This window comes from Pseudomonas sp. BF-R-24, from assembly GCF_019947335.1.
GTDB classification, from domain to species: Bacteria; Pseudomonadota; Gammaproteobacteria; order Pseudomonadales; family Pseudomonadaceae; genus Aquipseudomonas; species Aquipseudomonas jessenii.
The window spans coordinates 41574-62361 of sequence record NZ_JAGYGG010000025.1; the positions used below are offsets into that span (position 1 = coordinate 41574).

Consider the following 20788-nt stretch of genomic DNA (forward strand, 5'->3'; position numbering starts at 1 on the left):
TCACGGCTGAATGCATTCCCCTGTGGGAGCGGGCTTGCTCGCGAAGAGGGCATATCAGTTGGCATTTAAGTTGACTGACACACCGCTTTCGCGAGCAAGTCGGATCGCCGCACCGCCGCTCCCACAGGAGATCGGTGGGGTTAGAGGAGGTTGTGATCGGCCACAGGCTCGATCTGCGCCCAATGTGAAGTGTCTTCTCGGTGCTCGCGCAAGTACGGCAACACCGCCGCCAGCAACGGTGCCTTGAACGCCTCCTGAAAGCGATGGGCCAGCCCCGGAATCAAGATCAACTGACTGCCGCGCAGATGCGCCGCCAGATGCACCCCGTGCATCACCGGCAACAGCGGGTCGGCGGTGCCATGCACCACCAGCGCCGGCACCCGCAACTGATTGAGCAGGGTCACCCGGCTCGGCTCGGCGAGAATGGCCATGATCTGGCGTTTCACGCCCTCGGGATTGAACGCCCGGTCATAGGACTGCGCCGCCTGATGCAGCAACGCCTGGCGATCGTCGGTCACTATCGGGCTGCCCAGCGCCGCCAGCAAGTCGGCCTGTTGCTCCAGGGCCACTTCGCGGTTCGGTGCGCCGCGCCGCGCCAACAACTGCACCAGCGCCGCACTCGGGGCCGGCAAGCCTTCGGCGCCGGAGGTGGTCATGATCAGGGTCAGACTCTCGACCCGTTGCGGTGCCATGGCAGCCATGTGCTGGGCAATCATGCCGCCCATGCTGGCGCCCAACACGTGGAATTGATCGATGTGCAAGGCGTCCATCAAGCCCAGGCCATCGTCGGCCATGTCGGTCAGCGAGTACGGTGACGACACCGGCAATCCGAGTTTGTAGCGCAGCACTTCGAAGGTCAGGTTGGCGTCGGCCGGTGTTTGCCGCCAGGTCGACAGGCCGACATCGCGATTGTCATAGCGGATCACCCGGAACCCCTGCTGGCACAGGGCGACAACCACCTCGTCCGGCCAGTGAATCAATTGCCCGCCCAGCCCCATCACCAACAGCAATGCCGGATCCGACGCACGGCCAATGCTCTGGTACGCCAGGCTTACCTGGGCCAGATCCACCCGTTCGGTCGGAACATTGACATCACAACGCGAAGCCGCCAATGACGGCAGGCCGAATAAAAAGGCGGCCAAAAAAACAAATCTTGATAAGAAAACACGCATGAAGAAACACCGAAACGCAGAACCCCAGTAGAGCGCGAGTCTGATGAAGTTTGTTCAAGCGCGCTGCCACAGTTACGTGACAGTTTGATGAAGAGTGCCGGACGGTCATCAGACCAGGCAGCGGCACGCGATAACTATGTACCACCATGCCTCTTCTCGAACGAACTTTAATGGCCCCGATTTTTTCACCCATCGGAGTCCTTCTTCATGCACGAATCACCTACCGCACCGCTGGCCGACTTCGGCCACGTCTCCTCATTGGCCCAAGGCACTGATGAAAACCTGTACCTGAGCGCCTCGGCGCGCTGGAACGACTGCCGCGATCAATGGCTGGCCCTCATGGCGCAGAACCCGCAAGTTCCCTTGACCACGAACTGGTGGCAGGCACGCGCACGCGGTACCGACGTTTCACGCAAGGCACAGGCCATTCACTTGTATCGCCAGCATTTCGAAGCGTCGTGCCAATTGGCATTTGCCCAGGGCATCTTGAATGCAGAACAGCTCAGCGTACTGCTGGATCTCGTCAACCCGGCAGCGCAGACAACCTCCCCCGAGATCCTGGTTTACGTCGAGACCCTGTCGCTCAGGGGCAACAGCGGTCTGACTGACGAACTGCCGGGCGCCCTGGTCATTACCCGCAACACCGACCAACCGGTCACCCAGTTGCTGTATCTGCCGTCTCGACCAGCGCCCTGGATGACCTTTGAAAATCGCAACAGTCTGGAACGCTGGTTGTTCCAGCAGCAACCTGAACCCGAGGTCAGCCACGTCACGGTCGATTACACCGTATTGGACACCCCGCAGCTGACGAAAAGTGCCGAGTCCCTTTTGGCGGGACTGGCCACAGCCCCTGCCGAGCGGCAACGCAACGACCGTGTTTTTGCCTCGCCCACCGACCTGCCCCTGCCGGATACAAGCAACGACATCGCCCCGTTCGGGCAACTGAGCCCCGACGTTCCCTTCAGTCTGCGTCACAGCGCTTTAGTGCAACAGCAAACGGCACTGCAAAACTTTCTGGGGCCGGACTTTGCAGGCACCACCGACGACCCGCGCATGCAGCGGCTGCAACAGCAATTCGACGCCCTGCGCGCCGCCGAACAGGCCAGCAGCGAGGCCGCAAGTGCCCTGTTAAGCGCCGACGATGCACCGCAACTGCTGGAACTGCGCCACTCGTCGGGCACACATTACAAGGCCCTGTACCAGGCGCGCCTGAGTGGCCTGCGTGCCGAAGCCGACCTGCAATTGAGCCTGAATCAGATCAGCAGCGATGAATATCAGTGGCTGACGGCCGTGCTCGACGCGCCCGAAAAACCTCGACCGGCCGATGTGGTGGTCGCCCGACTGGTGTTGACCGCGACTGACAGCGAAGACGACACCCTCCGTACGCAGACCCAGGAGCTCGACGGTGTGCTGCTGTTTGCCCGGCCATCGGCATTGCTGCCGTCCGCCAGCGACAGCGTGTTGCTCTACTGGCCCGGATATTTCGGCGGCCTGCAACGGTTCGCCTCCCGCCAGGCACTGGAGCAGAAGATGTTCAGGCAGCCGGCCAACGACGACACGCAAGCGCTGCAGCTTTTGCCGTTGGCCGGCAACCCGATCGAGTACACCCTGCAAACCCAGCTTCACAGTTGTGAACAGCATGCGACGCGGCTGATGACCGCCAACCCCGTGCCCTCCCATGCCGACCAGCGGGCGGCGGAACTGGAAAAACTGCGTGAACAGACGCTCGCCCGCCTGACCGTCCCCACTGTCACCGCGCGGGAGCTGGCCTTCGCACAAATCGTCGAGCAAAACCGCAGCGCCACGCTGGCAACACGCTTGCCGTCGTCCCTCAGCGCACTGTCCGCGGCCGAACGCGATCGGCTCAAGGCGTTGTTCACCGCCTACATCGCGGCGATGAAGCGCTCCCATCAACTGCTTGAACGGGAACTGCCACTGCGCGAGTCATTCAGCAAAAAGGCTATCGACGCCCGCCTGCGCAAAGACTTCGCCCTGACGCAAAACGTTGAGGTGTTGCTGGACATCCCCGACACCACCACGTGGCGCAAGGTGCTTATCGAGGGCGCAGCGCCGGGAACACCGCAAAAAAATGTACTGACTGGCAGCCAGCAGCGCAGCCTGTTGTCCCTCGCCGAACTGGCGCAAGGCAACATCGATCAGTCGATGTGGTATCGGGTGTCGTTGATGCAGATCGAGATCAGCGGCGCCGACGAGGGGCAACGGCAGAAGCTGAAAACCGGCATCACCCAGGACTATTTGCGCAACATGGTCACCGAGCTGGATCTGGCCGGAAAATACGAAAGGCTGATTCGCGAGACCTTCCTCGGCGCCCCGAACGCCTCGGCCTTCAGCAATGAATTTCGTCGTGAATGCCTGAGCGAACCGTGGCGGCTGATGCTCCAGTTGCAAGGCGAATTCGCCGTGCTGGCCAAGGACATCGACATCGCCGGCCAGCGCGTGCTGCAGATCGCCATCGACGCCAACAGTCGTGAAGCCTTTGCGGTCGACGGCAAGCGCATCGTGTTGTTGCCCGCGCACCTGAGCGTTGGCGGCACGGACACGCCAGGCGAGGGGCCGAGCACCCTGGCCGGGGTGACTTTTATCGTCGAGCAGATCAGCGGCCTGACCCTGCTCTATCGGCCTGACTGCCCCGATGGGGTGTTTGTGCGTCAGTTCGACAGCCTCGAACAGGCGCGGACGTTCCTCTTCAACCAATGCCTGAACAGCACGATGGTCAACTATTTGGCCGGTCGCGCCCTGACCGGGGAATTTGCCTCGCACGTCAGCCGGATCAACCAGGCCCGGGTGAAAAACTTCGATGCCCTGATCGGCGTCGGCACCGCCTGGCCGGCCAGCACATCCCTGGCGGCGCATCTGCTCAATGTGCACATGGGCCGTTTGCTGGAGGCGCATCGGACGACATCGCGCTCCAACGATGCCTTGTATCTGGAGCACGTCGCGCTGCGCTCCGGGGCCATGTTCAACTACTTGAAAATGGCGCTGGGCGTCGTGCCTTTCATCGGTACCGCCATTGCCCTGTACGACGCCTGGAACAGCGCCAACCAGGCAGCGGCGGCCTTCCTGCGCGGTGATGTCGGCCATGGTCTGGCCGAGGTGGAAGCCGTGTTGCTGTCGTTGATCGACGCTGCCATGGATGTACTGCCCGTTGTTGGCGCCACTTCCAGTGCCGCGCGCGCCGCCACTCGCGGGCGACAATTGCGCGCCCTGACCAGACAACCGGGCGCCTTGCAGGTCTCGACCCCGCAGCAGGCCCGACGCAGCCTCGAACGCTTCAGGGGCTATGAGTACGAACACGAGATTTCCTTCGCCGGCCTGCAACCGGGCACCGAAGGGATTTATCGCAACGTTTATCGCCACGCCGATGGCGACTTCATGGTCCGCCAGGGTCGTATCTATCGCATCGAATTGACCGACAACCCACCGCAGTGGCGCTTGAGTGCAACCAGCAGTCGAACCTACAAACAACCCATCGCCCTGGATGAAAGCGGCCACTGGAACACCCATTACGCGGTGTACGGCACCGTGACGGCAGGCGGCGGTGCCGGTGGCGGCGCGGTGCTCGGTCATCTGGCTGACGGCCTCGACCCGCTCTGGCCCGCCGCCATTCGCCGCTGGCTGCCGCGCTGGTGGACGGACCGGGCGTTGCGACGCCAGTTGACGCTGACCAACACTGCCGATGCCTACTCCCGGCGACTCGGGACCCAGACCCGCAGTTCCAACACCGTGCTGGAACATTACTTCAGCCTTGACCGGGAGCAGCGCCAACCGCTTCGAGCCAATGCCGACATTCTTTGCGTGAACGACATCGAGCTGGCGCAGGCCCAGTACCTGAACCTTGAAGAACTGATGCTGATCAGCCACGGCCGCAGACGCATGCTGGTCGAAGATGCTCAAAGCCGCTGCGCCTGGGTCATCGTCGACCGATGGGTACGGCGGATCGCTTTGGTCAAGGAGCGCCTGGTGGAACAACTCAACCGCATCGATCAAATGATTGCCCGTTCGGAGGCCACGCCGTTCAGCAATACCGCCGCACACATTCAACTGATGGCGCAACGCAAGGAAATCCGAATCGAGTTTCTCAAGGACTTCGACCGGCTTCACACTCAGGTCGCAGAAGCCAATCGATGGAACGGACGGATCACCAACCGCGTGCAAAAATCAAAGATGGCCCTGGATATGGCCACGGTTAACGAAAAATTCAGCGATGCCAACTACTACTATCTGAAAACGGCAAATGAGCTGGAGATCATCACTCACTACAACGCCGTCACCGACCAGTCCTGGGTCTACTTTCACGTACAGTTGAAACAGGCCCGCGACAAGGTCGGGCGAGCGCTGCTGACTCAACATCAATTGCCTGAAGTACAGGCCACGTTTACCCTGCGCAACAAGGTGCTCGAAGATTGCCTGGCGACCTATGCCGAATTTCGTCGCAACCTCGGGGCCTGGTCCTTGGGCTATCCGCAGCATCTGGATCTGGAGCAGGTCGCGGCGTTTCTCGACAATCTGGCAGAAGTCGAAGCGGCAGCTCGCCATGCCATCAAGACACGCCCATCCAACAGTGCAAAAGCGGGAAATGCGACAAAGCAGCTGTTTGAGACGGAAGACAATCAGTTGCTCATCGGCATCGCCAGCACTGATACGGCGACCCGCCAACAGCGCTTCACCGTCGAGGGTGCCAACGGTCACAGGGAAACCTGGCTACCCCGTTCCTCCAGCGGCAAATATCATCTCAGTGAGCCCGTGGCGGCAGCGCCAACGGAACTTGTGACCGATATCACGCCATTGCTGGTGGAGGCCAGAAAAAGGCTCGGCACCGTAGACGTTTACAAAAGCAAAGTCGAAGGCTACGCCCGTCAGGACATGTTGCCGGTCGATCTGGAACACATGATGATCAGTGAAGCTGCGGAACTGAACATGCGAGCCCGGGCCATCGAACGCCTGTCGCCCACGGAGACGGTCGCGCTGCAATTGCGCAATCGCGCGAATGAATTGACCCGTGCCGGCCGCACGTTGCGTATTGAGCAGACCCTGAACAGCAAAACCCCCACCGAGGGCTATCTGGACTATCTGCTTGAACAACGCGTGGTGGACATCCGCAAGGAGGGCGGCCTGCGCGATCTGGGCAAACGCGCAGACGGACGACGGGATTTTCTGCAGGAGTACGAGGTGCGCGACCTGCGAAGCGAACCGGCGCAACCCCTGTGGTATGCACACTTCCACTACACCTCGGCCAAGCCCCAGTTCAGCGACTTCGTCAAAGGCCATCTGAAACTGCCGGAACAACGCAACCTGGGCCTGCAATGGCAGAAGGACGTGGCCGCCAGTGGCGGTACGGTCGAGGCGATCTGGCGCGGAGACATCGGCAAAACGCTGGGCAACAAACACTTTTCCTCGCTGTAAAGCAACAACGGCGGAGCATGCCATGTGCTCCGCCGTGCTTATGGTCGACAGCGGCATCAACATGAGACAAACTCAACCTTTTCGATTTATCGACAAGTTTTCCTCATGGAGCCTCCGGTGCTTGAAATCCGTCACCTCAAGACCCTGCACGCCTTGCGCGAAGCCGACAGCCTGGTGGATGCGGCCGATCGCCTGCACCTGACCCAGTCAGCCCTGTCCCACCAGTTCAAGGAGCTGGAGGAGCGCATGGGCATGCCGCTGTTCGTGCGCAAGACCAAACCGGTGCGCTTCACCAGCGCCGGTTTGCGCCTGCTGCAACTGGCCGACGCTACGCTGCCGCTGCTGCGCGCCGCCGAGCGCGACATCAGTCGCCTGGCCGGTGGCACCGCCGGTCGTCTGCACATGGCGATCGAGTGCCACAGTTGCTTCCAGTGGTTGATGCCGACCATCGACCAGTTCCGCGACGCCTGGCCGGAAGTCGAACTGGACCTGGCCTCGGGGTTTTCCTTCGCCCCGCTGCCAGCCCTGGCCCGTGGCGACCTGGACCTGGTGGTGACCTCCGATCCGCTGGACCTGGCCGGGATCACCTATGTCCCCCTGTTCACTTATGAAGCGATGCTCGCGGTGGCCAACCAGCACCGCCTGGCCAGCAAGGCTTATATCGTCCCCGAAGACCTGCTCCCGGAAACCTTGATCACCTACCCGGTGGAACGGGACCGGCTGGACATCTTCACCCGCTTCCTCGAACCCGCCGACATCGAACCGGCCCAGGTCCGCACCTCGGAACTGACAGTGATGATGATGCAACTGGTGGCCAGCGGTCGCGGCGTGTGCGGCATGCCCCATTGGGCACTGCACGAGTACAGCTCACGGGGTTATGTGAAAGCCAAGCGGCTGGGTGAGAAGGGTTTGTTCGCCACGCTGTATGCGGCGATCCGGGCCGACATGCTGGATGCGCCGTACATGCGCGACTTCTTGCTGACGGCCAAGGACACGTCGTTTTCGACGCTGGATGGGGTCAGCGCAGTTCGCTAGAACACCAACCCCCTGTAGGAGCGAGCTCGCTCGCGATGGTCGTCAACGATAACGCTGGAAACCGGGCACCCCGTGTCGCTCTCAGGTTTATCGCGAGCGAGCTCGCTCCTACAGGGGATCTATGTGATGGTTAGATCTCGCGCCACATGTGGATCTTGTCGAAGTAATCCTCGCCCACACGCACCGCCATCGGTTCCAGGCCAAACTGGATGAAGCCGCAGCGCTGGTAGAGGTTGAACGCGGCATCGTTGCCGGCGGTGATGGTCAACTGGATCAGGCGCAAACCCGCATGGTTCTGCGCCTCGGCCAATGCCGCCTGAACCAGTTGATAGCCGAGCCCACGCTGGCGGACCTTGGCGGTCACGTACATGCCAAACAGTGTCACCTTGTGCCGGGCCTTTTCCCGAGGCTCGAACGCGAGGCCGACAATGCCAGCCAACCGGCCCTCTTCGAACGCCCCGAGCACCATGTCCAGCTTGCCGGTCAGGCGCGACTCCCACCAACTCAGCGGCATCGCCGCCCGCTCACGCACACTCGAGGTAAAGGCCTGCGGGTGCAGGTCGTAGGCTTCGAGCATCAGCGCCCGGTAGTCCAGGGCATGGCTGGCATCAAGTCGTTCGATCCACATCCTCAGGCCATCCGTTTTTGCTCAAGCATCAGCCGCAGCGCCAGCCCCGACAATACAAAGCCCATGAAGTAACGCTGCATCGCCAGCCAGGTCGGATTGTTGACGAACCACGAGGCGATGCCCGCGGCAAACATGGCGATCAGCAGGTTGACGCAGAAACTGACGCTGATCTGGGTCAGGCCGAGGATGATGCTCTGGGTGAACACCGAACCGTGCTCCGGCGTGATGAACTGCGGAAACACCGACAGATAGAACACCGCGATTTTCGGGTTCAGGGCGCTGGTCAGAAAGCCCATGGTGATCAGCTTGCGCGACGAATCCGGGGGCAACTGCTGTGCCTCGAACGGCGAGCGCGCACCGGGTTTGACCGCCTGCCAGGCCAGCCACAACAGGTACAGCGCACCGGCCCACTTCAACACCTCATAGGCCATCGGCACCGCCAGGAACACTGCAGTCAAACCGGCGGCGGCGGCAAACAGGTGCACGAAGAATCCGGCGACCACCCCAAGCAGCGAGATCACCCCGGCCTTGCGCCCCTGGCAGATCGAACGGGAGATCAGGTAGATCATGTTCGGCCCCGGTGTCACTACCATCAGCAACGCGGCAGCAGCAAAAATCAGCAGGTCTTGAAGCGGGATCATGGGCGAGGTCCTTTGCGTGATGATCAGGCGATCGCGGTCAGCGATGCTCGATAAAACGGCAGAATCAGGTCCCGTGTCAATGGCGCCAGGCTGACATCGCCATCGGTGGCCGGGTCGATCCAGATCACCTCTTCGATCTCCGCCGCCGGGGTGACATCCGAATCAATGTTCAGCTGAAAGAGCTCGGCATGTACGACAAAACCCGGCTCGTTGGCGGCCGGAGCCGAAAAGTGACCGAGGTAAACGGCCTGCGCCGGGTCGATGTCCAGACCCAGCTCTTCTTCCAGCTCCCGGGCCAGGGCGTGGACCGGCAATTCATGGGGCTCGATCTTGCCACCCGGCTGCATGAACGCCGTGGTGCCGCGCTTGCGCACCAGCAACGTACGGCCGTCAGGGCCGATCAACAGGGCGGCGGCGATGTGGATAATCCCGGAGGCTGGCATGGAAAACGTCGACATAAATAGAAGGCCCTTGACTCAAAAACGGTAAGGATCACATGTCCGCCCTGTAGGAGCGAGCTTGCTCGCGATGGTCGTGAACGAAAACGCGTAAAACCGGGTGCCCATCGGCGCCCTCAGGTTTAGCACGAGCAAGCACGCTCCTACAGGCTCCTTTATGCGGCTTCCTGGAAATCCATCTCCGGCGGCTGCCGACGGAAACCACCGGTCAACACCGCCAGGTACACCACGCCAATCGCCAGCCAGCTCAACCCCAGATAAACCGCCAGATGATCGAGGCTGACCATCAACCACAAATCCGCTGACAGGCCGATGAACGGAAACAGCAGGAACAGCACGAATTCGCGCGGGCCCTTTTTCTCGCCACCGATCCAGTAATGGAAGATCACCGACAGGTTCACCAGACTGAAGGCCAGGAACGCGCCGAAGTTGATGAACGAGGTCGAGGTGGTGACGTCCAGTTTCAGTGCCAGCAACGCCACCACCGCGCACAGCAGAATGCTGTTGATCGGCGTACCGAAGCGTTCGTGCAAGGTCCCGAAAAACGACTTCGGCAACACACCGTCGCGGCCCATGGCGTACAGCAGCCGCGAACCGCTGGCCTGGGCTGACAGCCCCGAGGCGAACTGGCCGACGATCAGGCCGATCAGAAAGATCGACACGAACAGGTCGCCACCGATGTTGCGGGCAATTTCATAGGCCGCCGAGTCGACGCTGTCGAACTGGAACGACGGATGAGCGATCTGCACGAAGTACGACACGCCGACGAAAATCAGCCCGCCGATCAGGGTGATCAGCATGATCGCCCGGGGAATGGTGCGGCGTGGATCGCGGGTTTCTTCGGTCAGGGTGCTGACCGCGTCGAAGCCCAGGAACGAGTAACAGGCGATGGCCGCGCCGCTCATGATCAACGGCATCTGCATGTCGCCATTGAAGAACGGCTTGATCGACCACAACGGCGTGCTTGCATCACCGCCGACGTAATGCACGCACAGCGCGACGAAGGCGATCAGCACCAGGAACTGCACCAGCATCAACAGAGCGTTGATACCGTTGGCCAGTTTCAGGCCGACGACGTTGATCGCGCTGGTGATGCCGATGAACGCCAGTACCCAAACCCACTGCGGCACCGCCGGGAATGCAGAGTTGAGGTAGGCCGCGCCGATCAGCCAGATCGCCATGGGCAGGAACAGGTAATCGAGCAGCACCGCCCAACCGGCGATGAACCCGAGTTTCGGGCTGATGGCCTTGCGCACATAGCTGTAGGCCGAGCCGGCCACCGGGAACGCCGAAGCCATGCGCCCATAGCTCATGGCTGTGAAGAACATCGCCACCAGCGCCGCGAGGTACGCGGCCGGCACCATGCCGGCGGTGGATTGAGCGAGGATGCCAAAGGTGCCGAGCACAATGATCGGCGTCATGTAGGCGATGCCAAACAGCACCACCGAGCCCAGTGACAGGGTGCGTTGCAAACGAGCCATGAGCGACTACTCCGGATTTTATTGGATTTATGGCAGAGCCGAGTTCGGCGCAGGATTTTCGGGTGTTGCGTTGTTGTTCTTGGGTCAAGGATCGAGCATGTGTGTTGTTTGTGCCGGCCTCTTCGCGAGCAAGCCCGCTCCCACAGGGGATCTCGGGCGTTCACAAGACCAATGTGGGAGCGGGCTTGCTCGCGAAGGCGACAGCCCGGTCAACACAGAATCCGGATCAGCGCACAGGAATCAGCAGCTCCCGCAACCCACCCGCCTGCTCAACCACCTCCCCCGGCAACCTCAGCCGCTGATCGTCCAGATAACGATAATCCTGGCGCGCCGCCGTCAGCTGGTTCAGGTCCAGTTCGACCGCAAACTGCCCTTCCTCGCGTCCGGCTTCGAACAACAAGGTGCCCAGCGGATCGACCAATGCGCTGCCGCCGGCAAACAACAAACCGCCATCGCCCTCTTCCACCCGGTTGACCATCAGCGCAAACGCCTGGTTTTCCTGGGCGCGGGCCATGATGGCGGTGCGATGGGTAGGACCGTAGGGGTCCATGTTGCCGTTGGTGACGATCAACAGTTCAGCCCCCAGTTGCGCCAGGGCGCGGGCGCTCTCGGGGAATTCGATGTCGTAGCAAATCAGCAGGCCCACACGCACGCCGTTCCACAGGCTGGTGGCGTAGCGATCGCCCGCCTCGTAGACACCGCGATCCGAGGCCCACAAGTGAGTCTTGCGGTATTTCAGGGCGATGCCTTCGGGGGTGATCAGCAGCGTGGTGTTGTAGAAGCGGCCGTTGTCGTTTTCGGCCATGCCGATGGCCACGGAGATATTGTGCTGGCGGGCGGCGGCGATCACTGCGCTGACGGACGGGCCGTCCAGCGGCTCGGCCACCTCGGCCACGGACTCGGCCGAAGGGAAGCCCATCAAGTGGCCTTCGGGGAACAGGATCAGCTGCGTATCGGCTGCGCATGCAGCCATTGCCGCCAGGGTGCGTTCGAGGTTGTAGGCCGTGTCGTTGTCACGGCCTGCCAATTGGGCGAGTTCGACCTTCATGGGTATTCCTTGTTATGCGCCGGGCGGCAGAAAGATTGCCCGGTCGGTGTCTGTGCGCCAGTATGCGCAGCAAGCAACCGGGCGGGGAATTACGCCGCCGGGGTAACACGATAGGGGTAGATGCATGACACTCTCGTTGGACGACATCGCCTGGCACCGCTCGGTGGGGCAACTGATCGACGCCCTGGACAAGCCCAATTTCTGGACCCAGCTTGTACGCCTGCTGGACCAGTACGTGCCCTTCGACAGCTGGGTGGCGCTGCTTTTCAGTGCCGATCAGCGCCCCCAGGTGTTCGCCGAATGCCCCGGCGAAGACGGCATCCCTGACCAGTTGTTCCAGGATTACCTGCGCGGTCTGTACCTGCTCGACCCCTTCTACATCGCCTGCCGCGAGCAGTCGCGCACCGGGCTGTATCGCCTGTCGGAAGTGGCCCCGGAGCACTTTGAGCTGACTGAGTATTACCAGCGCTACTTTCGTCTGAATGTGGTGGCCGACGAAATCCAGTTCAATTGCCAGCTCGAAGGTGACCGCACGCTGTGCCTGTCCCTGGGCAGCACCCAGCGCTTCAGCGGCCAGCAGATCGCCTTGCTGTCGTTGATCCAGCCGTGGGTGCTCGGCCTGTTGCGCCAGCGTCTACCCTATGAAATCAACGAAGTCGTAGCCTTGGCCCCCGCACCGCCGCAAGCTGATTGGCGGGTACAACTGGAAGCCTCGGTGCAGCAACTCAAAGGCGCGCAGTTGACGGCCCGGGAGCTGGATGTCGGGCGTTTGATGCTCAGCGGTTGCTCCAGTAAAGAAATCGCCCGCAAGCTGGAAATCTCGGTCGAAACCGTGAAAGTCCACAAGAAACACATGTACAGCAAGCTGGGGATCAAATCCCAGTCCGAGCTGTTTTCGATATTTCTCCAGGCACAAAATGCCTGAATGCCCTGTGGAACGCTCTGCTTCTCTGTGGGAGCGGGCTTGCTCGCGAAAGCGTTGTATCAGCCAACATAAATGCTGAATGAAAAATCGCTTTCGCGAGCAAGCCCGCTCCCACAGTGGTTGGTGCATTGCCAAATTCATTGAGTCCGAACCCAAGGAAACCGTATGAGCCTGTCACTCCTGAGCCGCTACGCCTTCTTTGCCGTCTGTGTGATCTTCACCCTCGCCAGCCTGCCTTTTCTTGACGATGACTGGCTCTGGCCGATTACCGCCGTCACCGCCGTCCTCAGTCTGATCGGCCTGTTCGATCTGCTGCAAAGCCCACACGCGGTGCGCCGCAATTACCCGATCCTGGGCAATATCCGCTACCTGGTCGAAGGCATCCGCCCGGAAATCCGCCAGTACCTGCTCGAATCCGACAGCGACGCCCTGCCCTTCTCCCGGGCCCAGCGCTCGCTGGTCTACTCCCGGGCCAAGAATGAAACCGCCGACAAACCCTTCGGCACGCTGATTGACGTGTATCAGTCGGGTTTCGAATTCATCGGCCACTCCATGCGCCCCGCCCCCTTGAGCGACCCGAGCAGTTTCCGGGTGACGGTCGGCGGCCCGCAATGCACCCAGCCGTATTCGGCGTCGGTATTCAATATCTCGGCCATGAGTTTCGGCTCCCTCAGCGCCAACGCCATCCGTGCCTTGAACCAGGGTGCCAAGCTCGGCAATTTCGCCCATGACACCGGCGAAGGCAGCATCAGCCCCTATCACCGGGAAAACGGCGGCGACCTGACCTGGGAACTGGGCAGCGGCTACTTCGGTTGCCGCACCAGCGACGGCCGCTTCGACCCGGAACGCTTCGCGGCGCAAGCCCGGACGCCACAGGTGCGGATGATCGAAATCAAGATGAGCCAGGGCGCCAAGCCCGGCCACGGCGGCATCCTGCCCAAACACAAGGTCACCAAAGAAATCGCCGAAACCCGCGGTATCCTGATGGGCGAGGACTGCGTGTCACCGTCGCGCCACACCGCGTTTTCCACGCCGATCGAAATGATGCATTTCATCGCGCAACTGCGTGAGTTGTCCGGCGGTAAACCGGTGGGCTTCAAGTTCTGCCTTGGCCATCCATGGGAGTTCATGGGCATCGCCAAGGCCATGCTGGAAACCGGCATCCTCCCGGATTTCATCGTGGTGGACGGCAAGGAAGGCGGCACTGGCGCCGCGCCCGTGGAGTTCACCGACCACATCGGCGTGCCGATGCGCGAGGGCCTGCTGTTCGTGCACAACACCCTCGTGGGCCTGAACCTGCGGGACAAGATCAAACTCGGCGCCAGCGGCAAGATCGTCAGCGCCTTCGACATCGCCAGCGTGCTGGCCATCGGCGCCGACTGGGCCAACTCGGCGCGCGGCTTCATGTTCGCCATCGGCTGCATCCAGTCGCAGAGCTGCCACACCAACAAATGCCCGACTGGCGTCGCCACCCAGGACACCCTGCGCCAGCGCGCGCTGGTGGTACCGGACAAAGCCCAACGCGTGTTCAACTTCCACCGCAACACCCTCAAGGCCCTGGCGGAAATGCTCGCCGCCGCCGGCCTCGAACATCCATCGCAGTTGTCCGCCAAGCATCTGGTGCGACGCATGTCGGCAACCGAGATCAAGCTGTTCTCGCAGTTGCACGTGTTCCTCAAACCGGGTGAGTTGCTGACCGGCGAAGTGAACGGCGAGTTCTACTCGCGGATGTGGCAGATGGCCCGGGCCGATAGTTTCGAGCCCAGTGAAATAGCGGCGGCATGACCTCGCCACCCCGATCAGAATCGCGCGTCACCAACGCAGCGTTTTGGTCGGGGCCGGTTCCTTCATCACGATAAAACCGTAATCGCCGATCAGGTAAATCCGGTAGAACCGGCTTTCGACCAACACCGGATAGCCCTGATAGCCGACCCGCGTCGCATTACGCCGCTCCTGCTCCGCCACCACGTTGGTGATGCCTGCTTTCGGCAGATTTTCGGCCAGCATGTAAAAGTCGGTATTGAGCAAGTAGTGCAGCACCGGCAGCTGTTTGAATGAGCCTGCCGCCGCCACCAACCAATAGTCGGAATAACTCACCGAGAGGTAGATCCGCCTGGCCTCGCGCAGCGACTGATGGCTGGCGATGTCGTACGCAAGACCGGCCAGTGCCGTGGACGCAAAGGTTTTCTGCACCGTCAGCACCCGGCCATAAGCGAACGACAACGACAACATGGCCAGCACGGGAATCATCAACAGCAGCGGCAACCGCTCATGGATCGACGCCAGCGCCAGATGCCCCAGGTAGAACAGCAATACCAGCAGCACGGCGAAGCCCATCAAGGTGCGGGCACCTTCGTTGAAGTCGCGGAAAAACAACGCGACACCGGACACCAGCAGCGTCACGACGGGCAAAGTCAGCAAACACATCAGGCCGATCAACAGCTTCTTCGGCCCGCTGTCCTGGCGCGCCGCTACGTTCAATCCCAACCGCACCGCCCCGGCTATCGCGAGCAACAGCAACCCGCCGGACACCCAGAGCCATCCGCCATGGAACAACAGCACGACTTTTTCCAGGACCCGGCCAATGTTGATCTGGATCTGCAATGAGGGATGCGCCGTCCAATCGAGCAGCAATGTGCGGTTGGAGCCCATGAACGGATAAGCACTGACGCTGTAGATCAACCCGCCGAGGATGACCTGAGCGGCTTTCCAGCCCAGCAGGTCGCGCCATGGTACCGGGGTGGTTTTATCGTTGGCGGCCCTGAGCAACTCCAGGCAACACAGACCCAGGAACACATTCAGGCTGACTTGATACAGCCCCAGCGCCAAGGCAATCAGGAACGACGGCACCAGCCACTGCACGCCGCGCCAAGGGTGGCGAAAGGTGATCGCATAGATCACCGCCACCAGGCTCAGGGTCGTGGCGGGACCGTCGTATTGATAAGACAGGTTCTGCAGGAAGAACGGGTTGTACCAGAGCGGCAACAGCACCAGGCAGCAAGCAACGGTGGGCTGACGGAAGTAATGGAACGTCAGGCTTGTCAGCGCCGACGCCATGGCCAGCGTGGCGATCAACAAGGGCAAGGGAAAGATGTTCGGCGCGGCATGGCTGAAGGTCAGCGCGTTGTAGAAAAGCTGGGCGAAGAGTCGGCCCTGTTCGGCCCAGGCCATGCCCGCCGCCAGCGAGCGCCAGTTGTCATCGATGTAGGGATAATCGGCGAGGATCAACGGCAGGACATACACTAGGGTGGCGGCCAGAAAAAACCGCCAGACCTGATGCCGGCTGAGATCGCGAACGAAGACGTCGCTGAACCGCCCCATTCTAACGCCCACTCCGGTCTTTACCGCCGACGATGTCCTTGATCACATAACGCGGCCGGTGCTTGGCCTCGATATAGATGCGACCGATGTACTCGCCGAGGATGCCGATGCCGATCAGTTGCACGCCGCCGAGAAACAGGATCGCAGTCATCAGCGACGGATAACCGGGAACGCTGTTGCCGAAGAAAATCTTGTCCAGCACCATGTACACCGCATAGAGCACCGCGAACATCGAAATGCCGCCACCGACGTAAGTCCACAAGCGCAGCGGCACGGTACTGAACGAGGTCACGCCTTCCAGGGCCAGGTTCCACAGCTTCCAGACATTGAACTTGCTGCTCCCCACCACCCTTCCCGGCCGCTCGAACTCCACCACCACGGTGTTGAACCCGGCCCACGACAGCACGCCTTTCATGAATAGCTGGTGCTCCGGCAAGGAACGGATCACTTCGACCACCTTGCGATCCATCAGCCGGAAGTCCCCGACGTTTTCCTCGATGCGGGTGTAGGCGATGCGATTGAGCACACGGTAGAAAATCGACGCGCTGTGGCGCCTGAGGTAGCCGTCGGCGGCCCGGCTGCGGCGCTTGGCGAGTACCACGTCGGCACCCTTTTGCCATTGCTCGATCAACAACGGAATGACGTTGATCGGGTCCTGCAGGTCGACATCCATGGGAATCACGGCATCGCCGCTGGCATGCTCCAGGCCGGCAAACAGTGCCGGTTCCTTGCCGAAGTTACGCGAGAAATTGATCAGCATGACCTGATCATCCGCCTGGGCAAGTGCCATAGCCTGTTCGGCGGTGTTGTCGGAGCTGCCGTCGTTGACGAAAACGATCTCGACTTCGGTGTCGCCTAATCTCAACTCCCTTCGCACCGCCTGATAAAACAGGTTGATGGACTGCTCTTCGTTGAACACCGGGACAATGAGCGAGATTTTCATTGATCACGCCCGCGAAACACTACGTATTTGGAATATAGAAAACCGAACACCAGGCTCAACGCCGAAAACAGGACCACCGTGAGCAAGCCGTGCAATCGCCAGAGGTCACCCAGATGGCCGATACCCAGGCTCAGTGCCCCCATGCCCAAAAGAAACAGCAGATAACCCGCGACCGTGGCACTGGCGGCGAAGGTAAATTGCGCGTTCATGTAGAAGGAAAATGACGCAGCCACGCAGAAGGCGGCCAGGTTGCTGATCGCCTGACTGAGGCCGGCTGCCACGCTCAACAGGAAAAAGATCTGCCAGTGAATCAGGGTGTTGGCGACCCCGATCACCGTGTAACTGGACAGCCCTTTCCACAACAGTCTCATGTGAGGCTCCCGTTCAAGAACGTTGCACTTATTGATATTTGAGCCTGTTTACTGTCATAAATCGCAGCTCAAGCGGTCTTTCAGACCAGCGGTTGAGCCTTGGGGCAATGCCCGAGACATCCGGTAATATCCCGGTTTTGCAATTGCCCGCGAATCAGTCCACCCTGCGCGCCGCCGATTGGGCGCGTGGCCTTTGCGCCAGCGGCCAATCCCATTTTTACCCGCAGTTACGAGCCTGCTGTCATGACCTTAGCGCGCGATCACCGGATCGACTTTTTTCGTGGTCTGGCACTGATCTTCATCTTTTGGGATCACGTGCCCCACAACCCTTTGGGGCAAATCACCCTGCGTAACTTCGGTTTCAGCGATGCAGCCGAGGTCTTCGTGTTTCTGGCAGGTTTCGCATCCGTATTGGCGTACGGCAAAGTCCTGGCGCGCGAAGGCTTTCTGATCGCCTGCGTAAAAATCCTGCGCCGGGCGTGGGTGCTCTACGTGGTGCATATCTTCCTGCTGGCGATGCTGATGGGCATTGTGTTTTTCGCCAACAGCCACGTGGAAACACGGGATCTGGTGGAAGAAATGGGTATGCATCACTTCATCAGCAACCCGCAGCAGGCCCTGATCGATGAACTGCTGTTGCGCTTCAAGCCGAACCTGATGGACCCGTTGCCGCTGTACATCGTGCTGTTGGCGGGCTTGCCCCTGGTGCTGCCGCTGCTGGTGCGCAAGGCTTGGGTGGTGGTCTCGATGTCATTGGCGCTGTACCTGATGGTGCCGCTGGCTGGCTGGAACCTGGCGGCCATCAAGGACGGCGTGTGGTATTTCAACCCGGTCGCCTGGCAGTTGCTGTTCGTACTCGGCGGTGCCGCTGCGATTCACAGCCAGCGCCCGCGCCTGCCCCAGACCCGCCCATTGGTTCGCCAGCCGTTGTTTGTCGGTGCGGCGCTGTATGTCATGGTCGCGGGTGTGTTGACCTTGCTGTGGCGTTGGCCGGAGCTGCACGATGCCGTGGTGCCGGCGAGCCTGCAAAACATCCTGTACCCCATCAGCAAGACCGACCTTTCCCCCGCGCGCCTGCTGCACTTCCTGGCATTGGCCTACGTCACGGCGAAACTGATTCCCGACAGCGGATGGACACAAAACTGGCTCGCGCAGCAAAGTTGCCGCATGGGCCGTTTCTCGCTGGAGATTTTCTGTCTGGGCGTGCTGTTGGCGCCATTGGCGGACATGGTCAATGCGCTGACCGACGATGCTTTTGCCATGCAGATCTTCACGGCGTTGGTGGGTGCCGGGTTGATGGCGTTGCTGGCAACCTGGCTTGAGTTCAACAAGCGCTTGAATCGATCACTGCAACCTGCGTCCGCCTGATATGAAAAAAAAACCGGTCACTGGACCGTCTTATGTAGGAGCTCGCTCGCGATGGACCCAAGAACGCCGCGTTCAGCCAGGAAACACGCGTTATCGTTATTGACCATCGCGAGCAAGCTCGCTCCTACAACGGGTCAGCGTTTTTTTGTAGGAGCGAGCTCGCTCGCGATGGACCCAAGAGCGCCGCGTTCAGCCAGGAAACACGCGCTATCGTTATCGACTATCGCGAGCTAGCTCCTACAGAAGCCGAACGCGTCGCACCTTGCGAAACATTGGTCGGTTGCAGCTTGAACACGTAGAACAGCACCGTCAGCAGCACCAGGAACGCAGGCCCCACATACAGCGCCACGCGGGTGTCCGGGAAGTACGCCATCAGGCCGACCACCAGCACCAGGAACGCCAGCGCCAGGTACGAACTGACCGGGTACAGCCACATGCGATATTTCAGGCCGGCCGCTTCGCTGGCGCTCAGGCCTTTGCGGAACTTCAGCTGGGCCAGCAGGATCATCACCCAGGTCCAGATCGCGCCGAAGGTTGCAATTGCCGTCACCCAGACAAATACCTTTTCCGGCACCAGATAGTTCAGCAGTACGCCCAACAGCAACGCGCCAATCGACAGCAGCAATGCACGACGCGGCACGCCGTTGTTCGAGGTCTTGGCAAAGCCCGCCGGAGCCTGGCCGTTCTGCGCCAGGCTGTAGAGCATGCGCCCGGTGCTGAAGATGCCACCGTTGCAGGACGACAACGCAGCGGTGATCACCACGAAGTTGATGATACCCGCCGCGGTCTTGATGCCCAGCCGCTCGAACGTCATCACGAACGGGCTGCCCTGGGTGCCGATTTCGTTCCAAGGGTAGATCGACAGGATCACGAACAGCGCACCGACGTAGAACAGCAGGATGCGCCAGAACACCGAGCCGATCGCGTTCGGAATGGTCTTCTGCGGGTTCTTCGCTTCACCGGCGGTCAGGCCGATCATCTCCACGCCCAGGTAGGCGAACATCACCATTTGCAGCGACATCAACACCCCCTGTACACCGTTGGGCATGAAGCCGCCGTGGGTCCACAGGTTGGAAATACCCAGGGCCACGCCGTCGTTGCCGAAACCGAAGGCGATGATGCCGATACCGCCGAGCACCATCGCAATGATGGTGACGATCTTGATCAAGGCAAACCAGAACTCGAACTCACCGAAGGCCTTGACCGCGATCAGGTTGATCGAGCCCATGCTGATCAACGCAGCGAGCGCCCAGATCCAGCGTGGAACATCGGGGAACCAGATACCCATGTACACCGCCACGGCAGTGATTTCCGCGACGCAGGTCACCAGCCACAGGAACCAGTAGTTCCAGCCGGTCAGGAAGCCCGCCAGCGGGCCGAGGTAGTCTTGGGCGTAACGGCTGAACGAGCCGGCGACCGGATTGTGCACGGCCATCTCACCGAGAGCGCGCATGATCACCAGGATCGCCAGACCGCCAATGATGTAAGACAGCATGATGGCCGGACCGGCCATTTCAATGGCCTTGGCCGAGCCCAGGAACAGGCCGACGCCGATACAGGCACCGAGTGCCATCAGGCGAATATGCCGCTCGCCGAGTTCACGTTTGAGCGGACCGCCCTGAGCGGTCTCGCCTTGGGGCAGGTGATTGCCTACGGACATGGGGGACAACCTCGTCTTGTTATTGGATATGACCACCGAGTGGCGAAGCGCTGACCGATAAGCATCGCTTCCCGAACCGGTTCTGCTTCGTGGGCAGAGTCGTCTTGTAGGAAAAACCCGCAAGATCAGTGGGAAAAACGGCGCCGAGTATTGCACAACAATGGTGCATCGTCATGCCCCTGCCAAAGTCGTACTTACCCTCGAAAAGGCTCTACTTCAGCCATTACAGACCGCCCCCTTCTCCAGGTGCGATCACAACTGTGGCGAGGGGGCTTGCCCCCGTTGGACTGCGAAGCAGGCCCCTCAATCAGGC

At 60.9% G+C, this 20788-nt stretch carries 15 protein-coding genes; 5 read left to right on the forward strand and 10 right to left on the reverse strand.

What is annotated here, in order from left to right; translation table 11 throughout:
• Window positions 1-140 precede the first annotated feature (140 nt).
• The gene (locus tag KGA98_RS19535) at window positions 141-1172 is read right to left on the reverse strand and encodes an alpha/beta fold hydrolase (RefSeq protein ID WP_223503224.1); all 1032 of its coding nucleotides are present in this window, start codon (window positions 1170-1172) and stop codon (window positions 141-143) included.
• 207 nt (window positions 1173-1379) lie between these two features.
• Here KGA98_RS19535 and KGA98_RS19540 point away from each other — a divergent pair, with 207 nt between their 5' ends.
• Both KGA98_RS19540 and metR read left to right on the forward strand, forming a co-directional pair.
• Window positions 1380-6596, forward strand: a complete 5217-nt coding sequence (locus KGA98_RS19540) for a dermonecrotic toxin domain-containing protein (protein ID WP_223503226.1) — start codon at window positions 1380-1382, stop codon at window positions 6594-6596.
• 117 nt (window positions 6597-6713) lie between these two features.
• Window positions 6714-7631 (forward strand): transcriptional regulator MetR, encoded by a 918-nt coding sequence (gene metR, locus KGA98_RS19545; protein ID WP_223458257.1) that lies wholly within the window; start codon window positions 6714-6716, stop codon window positions 7629-7631.
• Window positions 7632-7761: 130 nt separating this feature from the next.
• Here the strand turns inward: metR and KGA98_RS19550 are convergent, their stop codons facing one another.
• From KGA98_RS19550 to KGA98_RS19570, 5 genes are all read right to left on the reverse strand, one after another.
• Window positions 7762-8259 (reverse strand): GNAT family N-acetyltransferase, encoded by a 498-nt coding sequence (locus KGA98_RS19550; protein WP_223503228.1) that lies wholly within the window; start codon window positions 8257-8259, stop codon window positions 7762-7764.
• 2 nt (window positions 8260-8261) lie between these two features.
• Window positions 8262-8900 carry a LysE family translocator gene (locus tag KGA98_RS19555; RefSeq protein WP_057716232.1) on the reverse strand — a complete coding sequence of 213 codons (639 nt, stop codon included), beginning with the start codon at window positions 8898-8900 and terminating at the stop codon, window positions 8262-8264.
• Between the two features lie 23 nt (window positions 8901-8923).
• On the reverse strand, window positions 8924-9358 hold the full coding sequence (locus tag KGA98_RS19560; protein ID WP_223503230.1) for an NUDIX hydrolase: 435 nt from the start codon (window positions 9356-9358) through the stop codon (window positions 8924-8926).
• 155 nt (window positions 9359-9513) lie between these two features.
• The gene (locus tag KGA98_RS19565; RefSeq protein ID WP_223503232.1) at window positions 9514-10839 is read right to left on the reverse strand and encodes an APC family permease; all 1326 of its coding nucleotides are present in this window, start codon (window positions 10837-10839) and stop codon (window positions 9514-9516) included.
• Between the two features lie 226 nt (window positions 10840-11065).
• A complete protein-coding gene (locus tag KGA98_RS19570) occupies window positions 11066-11887 on the reverse strand; it encodes a carbon-nitrogen hydrolase family protein (protein ID WP_223503234.1) in 822 nt (273 codons plus the stop codon).
• A 124-nt stretch (window positions 11888-12011) separates the two neighbouring features.
• Here KGA98_RS19570 and KGA98_RS19575 point away from each other — a divergent pair, with 124 nt between their 5' ends.
• Both KGA98_RS19575 and KGA98_RS19580 read left to right on the forward strand, forming a co-directional pair.
• The gene (locus KGA98_RS19575) at window positions 12012-12812 is read left to right on the forward strand and encodes a helix-turn-helix transcriptional regulator (RefSeq protein ID WP_223503236.1); all 801 of its coding nucleotides are present in this window, start codon (window positions 12012-12014) and stop codon (window positions 12810-12812) included.
• Between the two features lie 165 nt (window positions 12813-12977).
• Complete coding sequence (locus tag KGA98_RS19580) at window positions 12978-14597, forward strand: FMN-binding glutamate synthase family protein (protein ID WP_223503238.1); 1620 nt, start codon at window positions 12978-12980, stop codon at window positions 14595-14597.
• Window positions 14598-14624: 27 nt separating this feature from the next.
• Here the strand turns inward: KGA98_RS19580 and KGA98_RS19585 are convergent, their stop codons facing one another.
• Genes KGA98_RS19585 through KGA98_RS19595 form a run of 3 tightly spaced genes read right to left on the reverse strand, consistent with a single transcriptional unit; the run spans window position 14625 to window position 17447 of the window.
• The gene (locus KGA98_RS19585) at window positions 14625-16133 is read right to left on the reverse strand and encodes a glucosyltransferase domain-containing protein (protein WP_223503240.1); all 1509 of its coding nucleotides are present in this window, start codon (window positions 16131-16133) and stop codon (window positions 14625-14627) included.
• 1 nt (window position 16134) lies between these two features.
• On the reverse strand, window positions 16135-17076 hold the full coding sequence (locus KGA98_RS19590) for a glycosyltransferase family 2 protein (protein ID WP_223503242.1): 942 nt from the start codon (window positions 17074-17076) through the stop codon (window positions 16135-16137).
• Window positions 17073-17447, reverse strand: a complete 375-nt coding sequence (locus tag KGA98_RS19595) for a GtrA family protein (protein ID WP_057716240.1) — start codon at window positions 17445-17447, stop codon at window positions 17073-17075. The genes KGA98_RS19590 and KGA98_RS19595 overlap by 4 nt, the downstream gene beginning before the upstream one ends.
• Window positions 17448-17690: 243 nt before the next feature.
• Between KGA98_RS19595 and KGA98_RS19600 the strand changes: the two genes are divergently transcribed.
• Complete coding sequence (locus tag KGA98_RS19600) at window positions 17691-18815, forward strand: OpgC family protein (RefSeq protein WP_223503245.1); 1125 nt, start codon at window positions 17691-17693, stop codon at window positions 18813-18815.
• A gap of 220 nt (window positions 18816-19035) precedes the next feature.
• Here the strand turns inward: KGA98_RS19600 and KGA98_RS19605 are convergent, their stop codons facing one another.
• Window positions 19036-20475, reverse strand: a complete 1440-nt coding sequence (locus KGA98_RS19605) for an amino acid permease (protein ID WP_223503247.1) — start codon at window positions 20473-20475, stop codon at window positions 19036-19038.
• Between the last annotated feature and the right edge of the window lie 313 nt (window positions 20476-20788).